Origin of the sequence: Alkalihalophilus pseudofirmus OF4 (assembly GCF_000005825.2) — a bacterium.
Classification (GTDB): Bacteria; Bacillota; Bacilli; order Bacillales; family Bacillaceae_D; genus Alkalihalophilus; species Alkalihalophilus pseudofirmus.
In genome coordinates this window covers 3,314,946-3,332,326 of record NC_013791.2, presented here as the reverse complement: position 1 = coordinate 3,332,326, position 17,381 = coordinate 3,314,946, and the positions used below count along the sequence as shown (strand labels likewise).

General features: G+C 43.5%; 19 protein-coding genes. 18 read left to right on the top strand and 1 reads right to left on the bottom strand.

Going from position 1 to position 17,381, the window contains the following annotated elements:
* Positions 1-186 precede the first annotated feature (186 nt).
* The 16 genes from BPOF4_RS16775 (at position 187) to BPOF4_RS16700 (ending at position 13,701) form a co-directional block, all read left to right on the top strand.
* Entirely contained in the window at positions 187-1,368 is a 1,182-nt protein-coding gene (locus BPOF4_RS16775; protein ID WP_012960413.1) for an ATP phosphoribosyltransferase regulatory subunit, read from the top strand.
* A gap of 1 nt (position 1,369) precedes the next feature.
* Positions 1,370-2,008: an ATP phosphoribosyltransferase gene (gene hisG / locus BPOF4_RS16770; RefSeq protein ID WP_012960412.1), complete on the top strand. Its 639-nt coding sequence runs from the start codon at positions 1,370-1,372 to the stop codon at positions 2,006-2,008.
* Positions 2,005-3,276, top strand: a complete 1,272-nt coding sequence (gene hisD / locus BPOF4_RS16765) for a histidinol dehydrogenase (RefSeq protein ID WP_012960411.1) — start codon at positions 2,005-2,007, stop codon at positions 3,274-3,276. The genes hisG and hisD overlap by 4 nt, the downstream gene beginning before the upstream one ends.
* Positions 3,277-3,278: 2 nt before the next feature.
* Complete coding sequence (gene hisB / locus BPOF4_RS16760; RefSeq protein ID WP_012960410.1) at positions 3,279-3,863, top strand: imidazoleglycerol-phosphate dehydratase HisB; 585 nt, start codon at positions 3,279-3,281, stop codon at positions 3,861-3,863.
* On the top strand, positions 3,864-4,505 hold the full coding sequence (hisH, locus tag BPOF4_RS16755; RefSeq protein ID WP_012960409.1) for an imidazole glycerol phosphate synthase subunit HisH: 642 nt from the start codon (positions 3,864-3,866) through the stop codon (positions 4,503-4,505).
* Complete coding sequence (gene hisA, locus BPOF4_RS16750; RefSeq protein ID WP_012960408.1) at positions 4,498-5,226, top strand: 1-(5-phosphoribosyl)-5-[(5-phosphoribosylamino)methylideneamino]imidazole-4-carboxamide isomerase; 729 nt, start codon at positions 4,498-4,500, stop codon at positions 5,224-5,226. The genes hisH and hisA overlap by 8 nt, the downstream gene beginning before the upstream one ends.
* Before the next feature lie 6 nt (positions 5,227-5,232).
* Positions 5,233-5,991: an imidazole glycerol phosphate synthase subunit HisF gene (hisF, locus tag BPOF4_RS16745; protein ID WP_012960407.1), complete on the top strand. Its 759-nt coding sequence runs from the start codon at positions 5,233-5,235 to the stop codon at positions 5,989-5,991.
* Complete coding sequence (hisIE, locus tag BPOF4_RS16740; protein WP_012960406.1) at positions 5,988-6,620, top strand: bifunctional phosphoribosyl-AMP cyclohydrolase/phosphoribosyl-ATP diphosphatase HisIE; 633 nt, start codon at positions 5,988-5,990, stop codon at positions 6,618-6,620. Before hisF ends, hisIE begins: the two co-directional genes overlap by 4 nt.
* Before the next feature lie 251 nt (positions 6,621-6,871).
* Positions 6,872-7,390: a DoxX family protein gene (locus BPOF4_RS16735; protein ID WP_012960405.1), complete on the top strand. Its 519-nt coding sequence runs from the start codon at positions 6,872-6,874 to the stop codon at positions 7,388-7,390.
* A gap of 135 nt (positions 7,391-7,525) precedes the next feature.
* Complete coding sequence (locus BPOF4_RS16730; protein WP_148229538.1) at positions 7,526-8,623, top strand: tetratricopeptide repeat protein; 1,098 nt, start codon at positions 7,526-7,528, stop codon at positions 8,621-8,623.
* Between the two features lie 108 nt (positions 8,624-8,731).
* Positions 8,732-9,673: a thioredoxin-disulfide reductase gene (gene trxB / locus BPOF4_RS16725; RefSeq protein ID WP_012960403.1), complete on the top strand. Its 942-nt coding sequence runs from the start codon at positions 8,732-8,734 to the stop codon at positions 9,671-9,673.
* A gap of 266 nt (positions 9,674-9,939) precedes the next feature.
* Entirely contained in the window at positions 9,940-10,410 is a 471-nt protein-coding gene (locus BPOF4_RS16720) for an NUDIX hydrolase (RefSeq protein ID WP_041823032.1), read from the top strand.
* A gap of 94 nt (positions 10,411-10,504) precedes the next feature.
* A complete protein-coding gene (gene rapZ / locus BPOF4_RS16715) occupies positions 10,505-11,398 on the top strand; it encodes an RNase adapter RapZ (protein ID WP_012960401.1) in 894 nt (297 codons plus the stop codon).
* Positions 11,395-12,348 (top strand): gluconeogenesis factor YvcK family protein, encoded by a 954-nt coding sequence (locus BPOF4_RS16710; RefSeq protein ID WP_012960400.1) that lies wholly within the window; start codon positions 11,395-11,397, stop codon positions 12,346-12,348. The genes rapZ and BPOF4_RS16710 overlap by 4 nt, the downstream gene beginning before the upstream one ends.
* 104 nt (positions 12,349-12,452) lie before the next feature.
* Positions 12,453-13,409: a DNA-binding protein WhiA gene (gene whiA / locus BPOF4_RS16705; RefSeq protein ID WP_012960399.1), complete on the top strand. Its 957-nt coding sequence runs from the start codon at positions 12,453-12,455 to the stop codon at positions 13,407-13,409.
* A gap of 34 nt (positions 13,410-13,443) precedes the next feature.
* Positions 13,444-13,701: an HPr family phosphocarrier protein gene (locus BPOF4_RS16700; RefSeq protein ID WP_012960398.1), complete on the top strand. Its 258-nt coding sequence runs from the start codon at positions 13,444-13,446 to the stop codon at positions 13,699-13,701.
* Between the two features lie 637 nt (positions 13,702-14,338).
* On the opposite strand, the gene clpP is transcribed toward BPOF4_RS16700, so the two are convergent.
* Positions 14,339-14,926: an ATP-dependent Clp endopeptidase proteolytic subunit ClpP gene (clpP, locus tag BPOF4_RS16695; protein WP_012960397.1), complete on the bottom strand. Its 588-nt coding sequence runs from the start codon at positions 14,924-14,926 to the stop codon at positions 14,339-14,341.
* A gap of 695 nt (positions 14,927-15,621) precedes the next feature.
* Between clpP and rpoN the strand changes: the two genes are divergently transcribed.
* Positions 15,622-16,962 (top strand): RNA polymerase factor sigma-54, encoded by a 1,341-nt coding sequence (gene rpoN / locus BPOF4_RS16690; RefSeq protein WP_012960396.1) that lies wholly within the window; start codon positions 15,622-15,624, stop codon positions 16,960-16,962.
* 17 nt (positions 16,963-16,979) lie between these two features.
* Entirely contained in the window at positions 16,980-17,237 is a 258-nt protein-coding gene (locus BPOF4_RS16685) for a glutaredoxin family protein (protein ID WP_012960395.1), read from the top strand.
* Positions 17,238-17,381: the final 144 nt, after the last annotated feature.

The window sequence follows — 17,381 nt, the reverse complement described above, 5'->3', positions numbered from 1 at the left end:
TTACTCTATAATCTCAAAAAAATCAGTCTTTTCAGTTGACGGTATGGGTAACCTCGTGTAGACTACATATAAATTCTTTATTTCGGTAGTATATTAGCGAACTAAAGCAAAACGAAACGAACTAGTATGAGGAAGCCGCTTAAGCTGACTCACCTTATAAATAGAGATAACAAGGAGTGGAACGTGATGTCGAAGCCATTTATGTTTGAAAAGCCGATTGGAATGAGAGATACCTTACCTGCTCTTTATCGAACGAAAAAGTTGATTCGCGATCAGCTGACGACAGAAATGTCATTATGGGGCTATCAAACAATTGATACCCCAACACTTGAATTTTACGATACGGTTGGAGATGCGTCTGCGATTTTAGATCAGCAGCTCTTTAAATTACTGGATTCAAAAGGACATACCCTTGTGCTTCGTCCAGATATGACTGCACCGATTGCAAGACTTGTTGCATCAAGCTTAAAGGAAGCAACATTCCCAGTGCGTCTTAACTATCAGTCAAATGTATACCGTGCCCAGCAGCATGAAGGCGGCAAGCCGGCTGAATTTGAACAAGTTGGTGTCGAGCTGATTGGAGATGGGACAGTAAGTGCTGATGGTGAAGTGATTGCTTTAATGATCGCAAGCTTAAAGCGTGCCGGTCTTGATAACTTTAAAGTAGCGATTGGGCATGTCGGCTATGTCGATGCCTTGCTCTTAGATGTCGTCGGAAATGAGGAACGAGCGCTTGTTCTTCGCCGTTATTTATATGAGAAGAATTACGTCGGCTTCAAAGAGCATGTAAAAGAGCTCAGCCTTTCATCAATAGATAAGGACCGACTCTTAAAGCTGCTTAAGCTGCGCGGCGGGAAAGAAGCACTTGATCAAGCACGTGAATTGATTCAAACAGAACAAGGAGAGCGCGCTCTCAATGAATTAACACAGTTATGGGATGTGCTTGAGAGTTACGGTATTGATTCGTATGTGAAGCTTGACCTAAATCTTGTATTGCACCTGAGCTATTATACAGGGGTTGTATTTGAAGGCTACGGCGGTGACCTTGGTGTGCCATTAAGCAGCGGCGGCCGTTATGACCAGCTGCTTGAAAAGTTTAACCGTCCAGCACCTGCGACAGGGTTTGGCGTGCGTTTAGACTTATTAACGGAAGCGATCGGCAAGACAGCGCCTGGTAATGAGAATGTATGTGTGATTTTCAGCAAGGAGCGCCGCACTGAAGCAACAGAGTTAGCCCGTGGGAAACGTGAAGAAGGGATTTCTGTTGTCCTGCAAGATCTCTCTGGAGTTGGCGATGTGGATCAAATGAGCGAGCAGTACGATGATGTAATCTATTGCATTGGAAAGTCTAAAAAAGGAGGCGAGTAGAATGAGCGAAGTGTTAACAGTGGCAATGCCAAAAGGACGTATTTTTGAAGAGGCGGTTGAGTTATTACGTAAAGCCGGCTACCGCCTCCCAGAGGAATTTGATGATTCAAGAAAGTTAATTATAGATGTCGAAGAAGAGAACCTGCGCTTCATTCTAGCAAAGCCGATGGATGTACCGACGTATGTGGAGCACGGGGTAGCTGATATTGGGGTAGCCGGAAAAGATGTCATGATTGAAGAAGAACGTGATGTGTACGAGGTGCTTGACCTAAAAATCAGCGAGTGCTATTTAGCGGTGGCAGGTCTTCCGGGATATGAGAAAAAAGACATTAATCCGAAAGTTGCCTCCAAGTATCCAAATCTTGCAGCGCAGTATTTTAAAGAGCAAGGCGAGCAGGTCGAGATGATTAAGCTGAATGGTTCCATCGAGCTTGCACCGCTTATCGGACTGGCGGATCGCATTGTTGATATTGTTTCAACGGGGCGCACCTTGAAAGAAAACGGTCTGGTTGAGTTTGAAACAATTGTGCCGATCACCTCCCGTTTAATCGTTAACCCAGTCAGCTACCGCATGAAAGATGAGCAGATTGACCGCATGGTTGAACGTTTGTCGGGTGTTGTGGATGGTGTGGAAGCATGAGGATTATAGAGGTGACAGATTCGGTTAGTTTAAAAAGAGACTTAGATGCTGGTACGAGAGAGCAGCGCGAGGCAGTGAATGCGATTATTGAAGAGGTGCGAAATCGCGGCGATCAAGCCTTGTTCTCATATACCGAGAAGTTCGACGGGGCGAAGCTTGACGCACTTCTTGTTGAAGAGCCAGAATTTCTTGCGGCTTATGAACAGCTGGACCCAGGCGTTTTAAAAGCTATTAGAGAGGCAATTGGGAATATCCGTGATTTTCATCAGCGGCAGGTGCAGCAGTCTTGGATGACGACAAAAGAAGACGGAACAATCCTTGGCCAGAAAGTAACTCCGCTTGATGCTGTTGGCTTATATGTGCCAGGCGGCAAGGCAGCTTATCCTTCTTCGATTATGATGAACGTGATCCCGGCGCAGGCAGCGGGCGTAGGAAGAATTTCGATCGTTACTCCCCCGCAAAAAGACGGCACAATCCCGGCCAGTGTTCTCGTTACAGCGAAGGAGCTTGGCATCACTTCTATTTACAAAGTAGGAGGCGCTCAGGCAATTGCCGCTCTCGCTTACGGAACAGAGACCATTCAAGCTGTCGATAAAATCACAGGACCAGGCAACATTTTCGTGGCTTTGGCAAAACGCGCGGTATTTGGACGAGTGGATATTGATATGATTGCAGGACCGAGTGAAATTGTCGTCTTAGCGGATGAGAATGCGAATGCGCAATACATTGCAGCAGATCTGTTGAGTCAAGCAGAGCATGATGAACGAGCATCGGCCGTACTTGTGACACCAAGTCAGGACCTCGCCGATGAAGTAAAAGCGGAGGTCATTCGTCAGCTTGAAACCTTGCCGAAGCGAGAAATTGCCCAAGCATCAATTCAAGATTATGGAGCCATTTATGTGACGAAGGATTTAGAAGAAGCCGTGAATGTAACGAATGAACTGGCACCAGAACATCTGGAGATCCTAACAGAGGATGCGATGTCACTTGTTGGTCGTATCCGCCATGCGGGAGCGATTTTCGTTGGACCATACAGCTCAGAGCCAGTGGGTGATTACTTTGCCGGACCGAATCATGTGTTACCGACAAATGGCACCGCACGCTTTTCAAGTCCGTTAAGTGTCGATGATTTTGTGAAGAAATCAAGTGTTATTAGCTACAGTAAACAGGCAATGAAGCAGAACGGAGCAAGTATTTCAGCCCTTGCTAGATTAGAAGGATTAGAAGCGCATGCAAGAGCAATCGATATTAGGTTGGAGGATGAATAGAGATGAGACAAGCTAGACTGGCAAGAAAGACTGGAGAAACAGATATTGTTCTTGATTTTTCAATTGATGGGGAAGGTACTTCTAAGCTTGAGACAGGCGTTCCATTTCTCACTCATATGCTTGATTTGTTTACAAAGCACGGCCACTTTGATTTGACGGTTGATGCGAATGGTGACACAGAAGTAGATGATCACCACACAACTGAGGATATCGGAATCTGTCTTGGGACGGCTTTAAAAGAAGCTTTAGGTGATAAAAAAGGGATTAAGCGTTATGGAAGTGCCTTTGTTCCAATGGATGAAACACTTGCCCAAGTGGTAGTGGACTTAAGCAACCGTCCGCATCTCGAGTTCCGTGCTGAGTTCCCGAGCCAGAAGGTGGGCACATTTGATACGGAGCTTGTGCATGAGTTTTTATGGAAGCTTGCACTTGAAGCTAGAATGAATCTGCACGTTATTGTTCATTACGGACAGAACACTCACCATATTATTGAGGCAATCTTTAAAGCACTAGCGCGTGCCTTAGATGAGGCAACAACTATTGATGAGCGTGTTAAAGGGGTTCCATCCACGAAAGGAATGTTGTAGATGATTGGCATTGTCGATTATGGCATGGGGAATTTACATAGTGTCAGTAAAGCATTAGAGCGCAAGGACATGCCTTATTTTCTATCAGCGGACCCGGCTGAGCTTGAAAAGGCAGATGGGCTGATCTTGCCGGGAGTAGGCGCGTTTCGTGATGCGATGAGTATTTTAAATGAAACAGGTCTTGCGCTATTTTTACGTAACTGGGCAAATGAGGGCAAACCGCTGCTTGGTATCTGTCTAGGAATGCAGCTTTTATTTGAAAGCAGTGAGGAGCATGGCCTTACATCAGGGCTTGGTTTTCTCCCTGGACGTGTGGAACGCTTCAGCGGGGTGGATGATTCGGGCCAGACCTATAAAGTACCGCATATGGGCTGGAACAAACTGAAGTTTCATAAAGAAAGCTCGCTGCTTCGCGGGGTAGAACAAGGTCATGTGTATTTTGTGCATTCCTATGTTGTGAAAACAGACGATAAGGATGTACTCCTTGCTACAAGTGAGTATGGAAGAGTCGTTCCCGCCGTTGTTGGCCGTGAGAATGTATTAGGAACACAATTTCACCCAGAGAAAAGCAGCACGGTCGGACTGGCGATCCTGAAAAATTACGGGGCTTATGTAGAGAGAGGAGCGATTGCACGTGGCTAAGTTTGAGATCTATCCAGCAATTGATATGCGTGATGGGAAATGTGTGCGTCTTGTTCAAGGCGATTACAACCAAGAGACGGTGTACGGTGATTCACCGTTTGAGATGGCTGAATTATTTGCTGAAGCAGGAGCAAAGTGGATTCATATGGTCGACTTAGACGGGGCGAAAGCGAAGACTCGCATTAACCATGAGCATGTTGTAAAAGTAGCGCAAGAACTTGATGTGTCCGTTCAAGTTGGTGGCGGCATCCGTACCGCTGAAGATATTGCGTATTATCTAGAGCGCGGGGTTGATCGTGTCATTTTAGGAAGTGTCGCAGTCAATAATCCTGCTTTCACTAAAGAAATGCTTTCTACATACGGCGGTGAGAAAATTGCAATCGGCTTAGATGCGCGCGATGGCTATGTGGCAACTGACGGCTGGCTTGAGACATCTTCTGTTCAGGCAGTTGATCTTGCCAATGAGCTCGCACGCCACGGGGCCGAGGTATTTATTTTCACAGATATCTCAAGAGATGGGATGTTATCCGGTCCTAACACAGATGCAATTGCAAAACTCGCTGAGGCGACAGGGAAAGAAGTGATTGCTTCAGGCGGCGTCAGCAATTTGGCTGACTTGAAAGAACTGCGCGAACACCCAAGTGAGATCGGCGGAGCAATCGTCGGCAAGGCTTTATATACGAATCAATTTACCCTCGAAGACGCATTAAAAGGAGAGTGAGACCGCATGCTTACGAAACGAATGATTCCATGCTTGGATGTGAAAGAAGGACGTGTGGTCAAAGGGGTTCAATTTGTGGACTTGCGTGATGCAGGTGATCCAGTTGAACTCGCTGCCTTTTATGATGAGCAGGGAGCTGATGAACTAGTATTCTTAGATATTTCCGCCTCGCATGAAGGGCGTGAAACGATGGTCGAAGTCGTGGAAGAAGTGGCCGGAAAGCTTGCTATTCCCTTTACGGTCGGCGGCGGGATTAATACGCTTGCAGATATGAAGAGAGTGCTGCGGGCCGGTGCTGATAAAGTATCACTGAATACAGCAGCAGTGAAACGTCCTGAGCTGATTCGTGAGGGAGCAGACTTTTTTGGCTCGCAATGTATTGTCGTGGCGATTGATGCGAAATATGACGAAGAGCTTGGCTCATGGAGAATTTATACACATGGCGGCCGTCAAGCAACGGAGTGGGAAGTACGTGATTGGGCGAAGGAAGCGACGCGTTTAGGTGCAGGTGAAATTTTGCTTACAAGCATGGACCAAGACGGGGCTAAGACTGGATTTGATCTTGCTTTAACAAAAGCGGTCAATGAAGTGGTCAGCGTACCGGTTATTGCTTCAGGCGGTGCAGGCAAAAAAGAAGACTTTGCTGATGTGTTTAAAGAAGCCAACGCGGATGCGGCACTCGCAGCTTCAATTTTCCATTACAAGGAAACATCTGTAGAAGAAGTAAAAACATACTTGAGAGAGGAAGGGGTGCTCGTTCGATGAGTGTAGATAAAATCAAATTTGACGAACGTGGACTAGTGCCGGCAATCGTTCAAGATGCGACAAGTAAAGAAGTGCTGACATTAGCTTATATGAACGAAGAATCTCTGCAAAAATCTCTAGAAACACGAGAAACATGGTTTTACAGCCGTTCTAGAGAAGAACTGTGGCATAAAGGCGCAACTTCTGGCAATACGCAGCTGATTGTTGACATGCGTTATGACTGTGATGCTGATGCGATTGTAGTACTCGTCACACCGGCAGGTCCGGCATGCCATAAAGGAGATTACACATGCTTCAGCGATTCGCTTTTCGGCGAAAATATCCGTACCAATCCTACACGATTTGCAATTATTGATGAGCTAGAGCGTGTCATTGCTAAGCGAGAGGCGGAGATGCCTGAAGGTGCGTACACGACCTATCTTTTTGAAAAAGGGGTCGATAAGATTTTGAAGAAAGTCGGCGAGGAAGCAGGGGAAGTGATTATCGCTGCGAAAAACCGTGACCCAGAAGAATTAAAATGGGAAGTGGCAGATCTCCTTTATCATGTTCTCGTGTTGTTAAGAGAACAAAAGCTGCCGTTAGACGAAGTGTTATCAGTGCTTGAAGAACGCCATAAGCCTAAATCATAAGAGACAGAGACTTATTCACATGTGGATAGGTCTCTTTTTATATAAAGTTTGCTCAACATTTCACGAAGTAGTCACAGAAAACATTGATATGTGATTAACTTCACAAACTAATCGTAGTATACTATGAGTGTAAGGAAGTTAGTGATCACTAATCCAAATCAAATTTTTTTAACTTGTCATGTGAAATGTTTCACAAAGCAATTTGCAAACTGAAATCATACCTAAAAGGAAAACAAGAGGAGGACATTACGATGTTTATGAATTTTTTACGGACGAACCGCTATGCAGCAGGAGCTCTAACGTTGATCCGATTATATATTGGCTGGATGTGGGTGACAGCCGGCTTTGGTAAAGTAACGGGAGGATTTAGTGCTGAGGGATATTTAATGGGCGTTGTGAATAACCCCGCTGTGCTTGAGCAATATCCAACATACCATGCTTTTATTGAGGGGTTTGCTGTTCCTAATGCAGAATTGTTCAGCTTCATGGTGGCATGGGGAGAGTTGTTTGTCGGTCTTGGATTGATCTTTGGGGTATTTACAACGGCTGCAGCCTTCTTCGGGATTATGATGAATTTTGCCTTCTTATTTGCCGGAACGATTTCTTCTAATCCGTGGATGATCTTATTTACCATCTTTATCTTGGCAGCAGGAGCGAATGCAGGCAGATACGGCGGCGACCGCTGGTTAATCCCATATATGAAAGGGTTCATTAACAACAAACGAAATGGCGGCCAAAGCATTCATAGGGATATGGCGAAGGCGGCTTAACATTCTATAAAAACTCAGGAACATGATGATATGTTCCTGAGTTTTCTTTAGTGGACAGAGGCGAAGAGAACTTCTACTTAATAGATTATTTATTTCACATTCCTACTTCTCGTTGTTTATTGTATACTTGGGTGTATGAATGAGAACTTGGGGGAATTAAACTTCATGAACTTAACACCTGAAAACGAGCAAGAAAACCGAAATGTGGTTCCGTTTTATCGCAGCGGCGATTATTTCTTTCATAGAGGTATTATCGCTTACCGTAAAAACCATCTGAAGCGTGCAGTGAAACTATTTGAACGTGCTGTTAAGCTGACGGATCAAGAGCCGGTTTTTCATGTTCAATTAGCGGCAGTTCTCTCAGAGGTCGGCCAGTATGAGAGATCGAATGACATTTTAGAGATGGTCCTAACGAATCACGGCGACGATCAATCTGAATGTTATTTCTTTATGGCAAACAACTACGCCTACCTTGGATTATTTGAAAAGGCTGAAGAGGCGGCAAAGCGTTATATGGTATTAACTCCTGGAGGGGAGTTCTTTAAAGATGCAGGGGATCTGTTGGATCTCATGCAAGTAGAGCAAAATGAAGCAGAGGCAGATGCGGACGACGAAGAAGATTGGGAGTCGTTTGATTTGTCATCTGATGAATATATTATTGAGCATGGCCGTGCCCGTACGCTTCTTAGGGATGGGAAGCCTGAAGAGGCGCTTCCTATTTTGCAAGATATTATTACGGAGCACCCTGCTTGCTGGTCGGCGCATAACCATTTAGCTGAAGCACTTTTTCGGTTAGGCGATGATTCGGCGTTTGAACTAAGCAGAAATGTGTTACAAGAAGATGAGGGGAATTTATTCGCCCTTTGTAATTTAGCTGTATTTTATACGATGAAAGAGGATGATTTGTCTGCATCTCCTTTTATTGATGCGATTAAGCGCATTTATCCGCTTGATATCGAACATCATATGAAGGTAGCACAAGTGCTGGCAGCAGTCGGACATTACGAGCAGGTTATCGGTCGGATTATGCGTGTAGAGCCATTTATTTTAGATCGTGAGCCGGATCTGTTCCATTGCTTAGCTGTTGCGCACTATCATACAGACCAATACGAAAAGGCCTTATTTTACTGGCGCAGAGCGGAAAAGCTAGGGAATAAAGCTGCGGCAGAAATTCTTGAAAAAGTAGAGCAAGGCACCCTTTTGGCGCGCGATGTGGAATACCGCCTGTGGTAATTGTAAAGAATTTGTGTCGTTTGAGCATATAAGTAGACACTTATATGTCTCTTGATTAGGATAAGGGTAGAAATCAATTTACAGCAATGATTGAAGGAGTGGATTAGGATGAGTGAAGAAAAAGTGTATGACGTCATTATCGCAGGAGCAGGTCCTGCCGGAATGACTGCAGCTGTTTATACATCTCGTGCAAACTTAAGCACGATTATGCTTGAGCGCGGAGTTCCTGGCGGTCAGATGGCTAATACAGAAGATGTAGAAAACTATCCCGGATTTGACCATATTTTAGGGCCTGAGCTTTCAACAAAAATGTTTGAGCATGCGAAGAAGTTCGGTGCTGAATATGGCTATGGCGATGTCAAAGAGATTATCGATGAAGGTAATTATAAGATCGTCAAAGCAGGCAGTAAAGAATACAAGGCGCGTTCTGTCATTGTTGCAACGGGTGCAGAATATAAAAAGCTTGGCATTCCAGGTGAAAAAGAGCTTAGCGGCCGCGGGGTTTCATACTGTGCTGTTTGTGACGGAGCTTTCTTTAAAGGGAAAGAGCTTGTTGTTGTCGGCGGAGGAGACTCGGCTGTTGAAGAGGCTGTATACTTAACTCGTTTTGCTTCTAAAGTGACAGTCATTCACCGCCGTGATCAGCTTCGTGCTCAAAAAATTCTTCAAGATCGTGCGTTTAACAATGACAAGATCGAATTTGTTTGGAATCATGTCGTAAACGAGATCAATGAAGAGGGTGGAAAAGTAGGCAGTGTCACAATTGAGAACACAGAAACAGGCGAAACAAAAGAGTTCAAGACAGATGGTGTATTCATCTACATCGGTATGCTTCCGCTAAATGCGAGTGTGAAAAATCTTGGCATCTTAAATGAAGAAGGATATGTTGTTACAAATGAAGAAATGGAAACGAAAGTACCTGGCATTTATGCAGCAGGTGATATTCGTGAAAAATCTCTTCGTCAAATCGTCACAGCAACAGGCGATGGTAGCTTAGCAGCTCAAAATGTGCAACATTATTTAGAAAGTCTCGCAGAAGGGACAAAATAATTCAAAAAACTGCAGAAAAAAACGTAATTCGGTCTTAATGAGTTTGTAACAAGGATGAAATATATATGGGGTATGATATAAATAAGTAATTGACCCCCTTTTTTATATAATTTGCACGGACACACCGTCCGTGCCCTTTTTTTGTCTATTTTTGAAATTATTCGACAAAATCAACTCCCCATGCAAATTTTCCCTAATCCAAGTAATTGTGACGTTATCAAAATGAATGTATAATATTAAGGAGTAGTAGAACTGAGGTGAAGCTGTTGCAAAGGGTTACAAACTGTGTACTAGTAAATGGAGAACAAGCGTTATTGTTACAGAAGCCACGTAGAGGATGGTGGGTGGCACCAGGCGGAAAAATGGAATCTGGTGAATCCATTAAAGAAGCAGTGACAAGAGAGTTCCGTGAAGAAACAGGATTTCTTGTGAAAGATGCGAAGCTGCGTGCCGTTTTTTCAATGGTTATTATTGAAGATGACAAGATTCAATCTGAGTGGATGATGTTTACATTTCAAGCAACACAGTATGAAGGTGAACAGCTTGAGGAATCACCAGAAGGATCTTTAAAATGGCAGCCGCTAGATCAGATTACATCCCTGCCTATGGCTGAAGGAGATAAACAGTTATTCCATCACGTGTTAGAACACGACGGACTGATGTATGGAACATTCCATTACACACCCGATTTTAAATTACTATCTTATCGATTAGATCCAGATCCATCAGATCCCTGATCAATCTAAGTAAAGATAAGCTGAAAGATAAATTAAACATAAATAAGGTTATTTTTAATAAGATTGAACTAAATCTAAGAGCAGGTGATAGGCTATGACCAATCAAGAAGAAATACAAATCGTAATCATCACAGGAATGTCTGGGGCAGGAAAAACTGTGGCTGTCCAAAGTTTTGAAGACTTAGGATATTTCTGTGTGGATAATTTGCCGCCTGCTTTAATTCCAAAATTTGTTGATCTCTTAAAAGGATCTAACGGGACGATGAATAAAGTCGCACTCGTCATTGACCTTCGCGGGAAAGCATTTTTTGATCATTTATTTGAGGCAATTGATGCGATCAGCATAGAAGAAAACATCCAGCTTAAAATGCAAATTTTGTTCTTAGATGCAAAGGATGCCAAGCTCGTACAACGCTACAAAGAAACGAGAAGGTCTCATCCATTAGCTAAAGGCGGGCTTCCGCTGGATGGAATTAAAAAAGAACGTGAATTGCTTGAAGAGTTAAAAGGCCGCGCCCAGCAAATTATTGATACAACAGAGATGAAGCCAATCCAGCTGCGTGAGAGAATCATCCAGCGCTTTAAAACGACGGACCGTCATCCATTCTCGATCAATATTATGTCGTTTGGCTTTAAATACGGAATTCCGATTGATGCCGACCTTGTTTTTGATGTGAGATTCCTGCCTAACCCTCATTATGTCGATCATCTAAGACCTCAAACAGGATTAAATGAAGAGGTTTCATCTTATGTATTAAAGTGGAGTGAAACACAGACATTTATTGAAAAGCTTCGTGACTTGCTGACGTATATGCTTCCTCAGTATAAACGTGAAGGGAAGAGCCAGGTCGTCATCGGAATTGGATGTACTGGCGGAAAGCACCGTTCGGTTACTTTAGCGGAATACTTTGGTGAGGCATTTTCAAATGAGTATGTAATGCATGTGAGTCATAGAGATATTGAAAAGGGGAAGGAAAAAACAACGTGAAGCAAAAAAAAATTGTTGTAATCGGCGGAGGAACAGGACTATCTGTATTGCTTCGAGGATTAAAAACATTTCCTGTTTCGATCACGGCGGTTGTAACAGTGGCCGATGATGGGGGCAGCTCAGGGCGTTTGAGGCAAGAGCTTGATATTCCGCCTCCAGGAGATGTTCGTAACGTTCTCGTTGCCCTTGCTGAAGTAGAGCCATTAGTAGAAGAGTTATTTCAGCATCGTTTTCAAAATGGGAATGGCTTATCAGGACATTCCTTAGGCAACTTGCTGTTAGCAGGAATGACTTCTCTAACTGGTGATTTTGCCAAAGGGATTGCAGAGCTCAGCAAGGTCTTAAATGTACGTGGAAAAGTATTTCCTGCTGCTAATCGCAGTGTCGTCTTACATGGTGAGATGGAAGATGGCACCGTGGTAACAGGGGAGTCTAAAATACCGCTTTCCAAAAAACGAATTAAACGAGTCTTTTTAACACCAGCAGACATTAGTCCGCTTTATGAAAGTGTTAAAGCTATTCAAGAGGCAGACCTCATCGTACTTGGACCAGGAAGCTTATATACAAGTGTCCTGCCAAATCTGCTTGTTCCAGGGATCAGTGAAGCTGTTTCAGAGTCAGAAGCGAAAAAGGTATATATCTGCAATGTGATGACACAAAGCGGAGAGACTGACGGCTATACAGCATCCGAACACCTCGATGCGTTGTTTTCTCATTGCGGAAAAGGTATGATAGATGAAATCCTCGTTCATGGGTCATCTATATCTGATGAAGTGAGGAAGCATTATTCAAAAGAACATGCTGTCCCTGTTACTGTAGATACAGACCGGCTTCAATCAATGGGCGTCGGCATAATCTGTGATCATTTTGTTGTAGAGTATGAGAAAATGCTGAGACATGATGCGATTAAAGTATCTAAGGCATTGATAGATGTAATAGATAAAAGGTAAATGGCGTAAAAGGTTACTAGAATATTGGCGTGTGGTTTTGCAAACGATCAATTAGTAAAAGCGGGTCATACATGCGTGCTGCACGGCTGAAAGGAGTGAACGTAATGTCCTTCGCAGCCACTACTAAAAAAGAACTAACCCAGTTTGAGCAGGAGGATTGTTGTGCTAAAGCAGAACTTTCCGCTTTAATCCGTATGAATGGATCGATGTCACTTGGAAACAAGCAGCTTGGACTTGATGTGACCACCGAGAACGCAGCGATTGCTCGTCGGATTTACACTTTAATTAAAAAATTATATCCAGAGATTTTTGTAGAGCTTCTGGTTCGAAAAAAGATGCGCTTAAAGAAAAATAACGTCTATCTTGTTCGAATCTCTCATGAGGCAAAACGATTGCTTGAGCAGCTTGGAATCCTTGGAGAAGGGTTTTCATTTATTCGCACGATCTCACAAGAAATAGTGAACACATCATGCTGTAAGAGAGCATACTTAAGAGGGGCGTTTTTAGCAGGGGGCTCAATTAATCACCCAGAAACCTCATCTTATCATTTAGAGGTTTTTTCTCTATATGAGGAACATAATCAATCTTTATGTGAATTGATGAACGAATACGATCTAAATGCAAAAACATTGGAACGTAAGAAGGGGTTCATCACGTATATGAAAGAGAGCGAAAAAATTACGGAGTTCTTAAACATCATCGGCGCACATCAAGCTCTTCTTTATTTTGAGGACGTGCGTATTATGAAAGATATGCGTAATTCTGTAAACCGTCTTGTAAACTGCGAAACCGCTAACTTAAATAAGACGGTAGGTGCAGCTTTAAGACAAGTGGAGAATATCCGGCTGGTGGAACGTGAGATCGGCCTTGAGCAGCTCCCGCCGAAACTACGTGAAATCGCAGAACTTCGAATGAAACACCAAGATGTTACATTGAAAGAGCTTGGGGAAATGGTGGAAAGCGGTGTCGTTAGTAAATCAGGCATCAATCATCGTCTCCGGAAAATTGACCAGCTGGCTGAACGTATTCGCTCTGGGCAATCGGTGGAATTAAAAATGTAAGACTAGAACGAAAAACAGTAGAGGAGGGACACAGATGGCAGAAAAAGAAGTACAAGTTAAACTAAAAACCGGTTTGCAAGCAAGACCTGCAGCTCTATTTGTCCAAGAAGCGAATCGTTTTTCATCTGATGTATTTATTCAAAAGGGTGAAAAGAAAGTGAATGCGAAGAGTATTATGGGTCTTATGAGCCTAGCTTTAAGCCAGGGCACGTCGATTACCCTTATTACTGAAGGACATGATGAGGCAGAAGCGTTAAAAGCACTAGCTGCCTATGTAGAGAAAGAAGCTTAAAAAGGGACGGCCTGATGCAGGGCCGTTTTTTTGTTTGGGAATAGTTTCAATACAATGGTACGTAAGTTGGCTTGACGCTCCTGAGAAAATCCGCTATGTTATGCTTTTTTGGGGAGTTAGAAGATCAAGTGAAAAACAAAAATGCAGTGTAGGTGTAAACTCGTCGCTCCTAAAATATGCTTCGCTTTCCGCGGTGAGCTGCTGAGCTTCCTCGGGCTTGTGCCCTGTGGGATCTCAGCCCTGCTCTAGGCACCGCAGGAGTCTACACATATTTCATCCGCGGGGTTACTGCTTTTTGTAATTATTATGTGGAGCGATTTAGTTAGGCTCAGTTCAAATTATAAACCGCTCTTCGTTTACTAAACCACTGAGCAAAGAACACGTTCGATGAGGGAGCACTATCCAACCTTCTCTCTCGGTTGATTGGAGCGGAAGGCACCGACTCCTGCGGGATGCGCGTGACCAGGGAGATCCCACAGGAGCCGTAGCGACGAGGAAGCTCCCGGGCCGCCCGCGGAAAGCGAGTGCCTGCAGCGGAAATCAACAACTACTGTAGGAGGAACTCAATCAAAGACCTTGGGATATCTATAACAAGAAAACCGCCTGACAAAATGCCAGGTGGTTTTTCGTTTTGTGCTTATTTTTTTGGTGAAGAAATTACTTCGTCAATTAAGCCGTATTCTTTTGCTCTTGAGGCAGTCATGAAGTTATCACGGTCTGTATCGCGTGCGATGACTTCTAATGGTTGACCTGTACGCTCAGCAAGAATTTTGTTTAATGTTTCGCGCATTTCAATAATGCGGCGAGCATGGATTTCGATATCAGAAGCTTGACCGCGTGTTCCGCCAAGCGGTTGGTGAATCATCACTTCACTGTTTGGAAGAGCAAGACGTTTGCCAGGCTCACCAGCAGCAAGAAGGAATGCCCCCATAGAAGCTGCCATACCGATACAAATAGTTGATACTTTCGGCTTGATAAAGTTCATCGTATCATAGATCGCCATACCAGCTGTGATCGAACCACCTGGGCTGTTAATATAAAGAGAAATATCTTTTTCTGGATCTTCTGCTTGTAGGAATAAAAGCTGAGCAACAATAGAGTTTGCTACGTTGTCATCAATAGCACTACCAAGCATGATGATACGGTCTTTAAGTAGGCGAGAGTAGATGTCATAAGCACGCTCACCTCGGTTTGTCTGCTCAATAACTGTAGGAATTAAGTTCATAATAAGTTCCTCCTTATAATGGATTGTTCTAAAATCATTAGGCTGATTCTAGCTGTCTTGCCGCCGTCTGGTAAACAGTTTCTTATGTACGAACGGCTTTTTAAATATATGTACATCATACCTAATAGGTCAAAGAAGGTCAAATGTTTTGCCTCCTCTATTACATACTATTCCCTATGTTGGTGCTTAAACCCTTCTTACATCATAGCCGAATTTAAAGTAGTTCAAACGTAAAATGCTTTTGGCTGGTCTTAAAAGAAGTCAAAGAGCGACTTCTTATTGTTTCCTCTAATTTTTCTCCATGCCAGAACACTCATTTCCACTTTTCTTGTCTAGCTCATTGGCTCAGGTATTCGGATGCTTCACTTTGTCAAACGAAGTCAAAGAACGACTTCTCATTGCCAAAGCTCCACCACCTTCATACCTAAACGAGCCAAAATCACTTTTCTGTCTAGTTTCAATTCGTTGGCCTGCTAGAAAAAACGATGAACCAAATGAAGTCAAAGAACGACTTCATATTGTTTCCTCTAATTTTTCTACATGCCAGAACACTCATTTCCACTTTTCTGTAGTATAATGGCTTTAGTTGGTCTGATTTTTATTTGTATTCATACTATTTTAGTAAGCGCTTACAATGCGGCTCGCATATCTGGTTTTTATGGTATGATACTTTTACGGAAGGAAGGAGGAAGTTTATGCAGTTTGGTCTTTTTCAACAGCAGACAACAACATTAATTATGACGCAGCAGCTGCGCCAGGCGATTAATTTGTTGCAGTACTCCACAACAGACTTGTCCGCCTTCATACATGAACAGGCACTTGAGAATCCATTAATTGACTTACAAGATCAAGCTTCTATGCAAGCGGGGAGCGAATCTTCATATATAGGGGCACCGGCACCGAGGTCCGGTAGCACTAGAAAGAGTGAAGACGAGGCATCGCCTATTGACTATGCCCTTGTTGACCATAAAAGTTTGAGCGAGCACTTAGTTTCCCAAGCAGGGGAGATTGCGTTATCAGAAGAACTTGAGCGTCAGCTTCATTATTTTATTTTCAGCTTGAGAGAAGACGGCTACTTTTGCCGCCCGTTTGAAGAGGTGTGCAGTGATTTAGCCATCTCAACAGAAGAGGGAGAAGATGTTTTACGTATTTTGCAAAGCTTTGAGCCTGCCGGGGTAGGTGCTAGATCTCTTTCAGAATGTCTTCTCCTGCAGCTTAAGCACCTTTCAAATAAAGCGCCATTGGCTGAAATCATCGTTTCCCGGCATATGGAGGATCTTGCTTCTAAAAAATGGAAGACTCTCGCGACTGAATTAGATGTGACAATGAGTGATATCCAAGATGTGTACGACTTAATTCAAACACTAGATCCGCGTCCGGGCACCCAATACTCAGGGGAGCCGACGAATTATTTGATCCCGGATCTTTCAATTACATGGAAGAACGGCGAGTTAGTCGTGCAGTTAATAGATGACTCCTTGCCGCCAATCAGGCTTAACCGTGATTATGAACAGCTTCTGCATCGTTCGAATCATGCGGAAGCGACTGAATATGCTAAGCAAAAATATCAACAGATTCAATGGCTCCTAAAAAGTATTGAACAGCGTCAGCAGACGATTAAAAAAGTAGCCGAAGCGATTGTCCGTCATCAGCGCGATTTCTTTGAATCAAAAAGTGGGGTATTGAAGCCACTGACACTAAAAGATATTGCTGAAGAAATTGATATGCATGAGTCCACTGTCAGCCGTGCCACCACTCATAAATACGCGCAGACACCGCGCGGGCTGTATGAGCTGAAAGCATTCTTTACATCAAGTGTGAAGAACGGCTTCGGGGAATCCACCTCGAGTCAATCAATCAAAGAATTGATCAAAGAGCTGATTGCAGGTGAATCGAAGCAAAAGCCATTATCAGACCAAAAAATTGTCACATGGCTTGAGAGTGAAAAAGGAATCACTGTTTCTCGCCGTGCGATTGCGAAATACAGAGATGAGCTTGGGATTCCGTCTTCCTCAAAGCGCAAGAGGTATGAATAGGAGATGAATAGTGACGCATGCTACAAGTAGTAATGTATTCGAAAGAGCAATGCCCGCTTTGTGATAAAGGGGAGCAAATGCTGCAAGAACTAAAAGAAGAGCTTCCTTTTGAGTTATCGGTAGTGGATATTTATAAAGACGATGAACTGCTTTTGAATTATCAACTGATGATTCCAGTTGCAGCGGTGCAAACAGAAGAAGGCATCGAAGAAATTGATTACGGGCAATTATCAAAAGAAAAAATAAGAAAACGTTTACTTCAGATAATTGGGTAAATATCGCTTGTAACCAGATCATATCCTTGTTAAAATGAACGTGAAGATGAGGATTTGATCTTTTTTTACCCATATCGGGACGTAAAATGACTGTGCGGGACACAAAATAACCCAATAGGAATTTTATGTGAGTAACGAATGAGG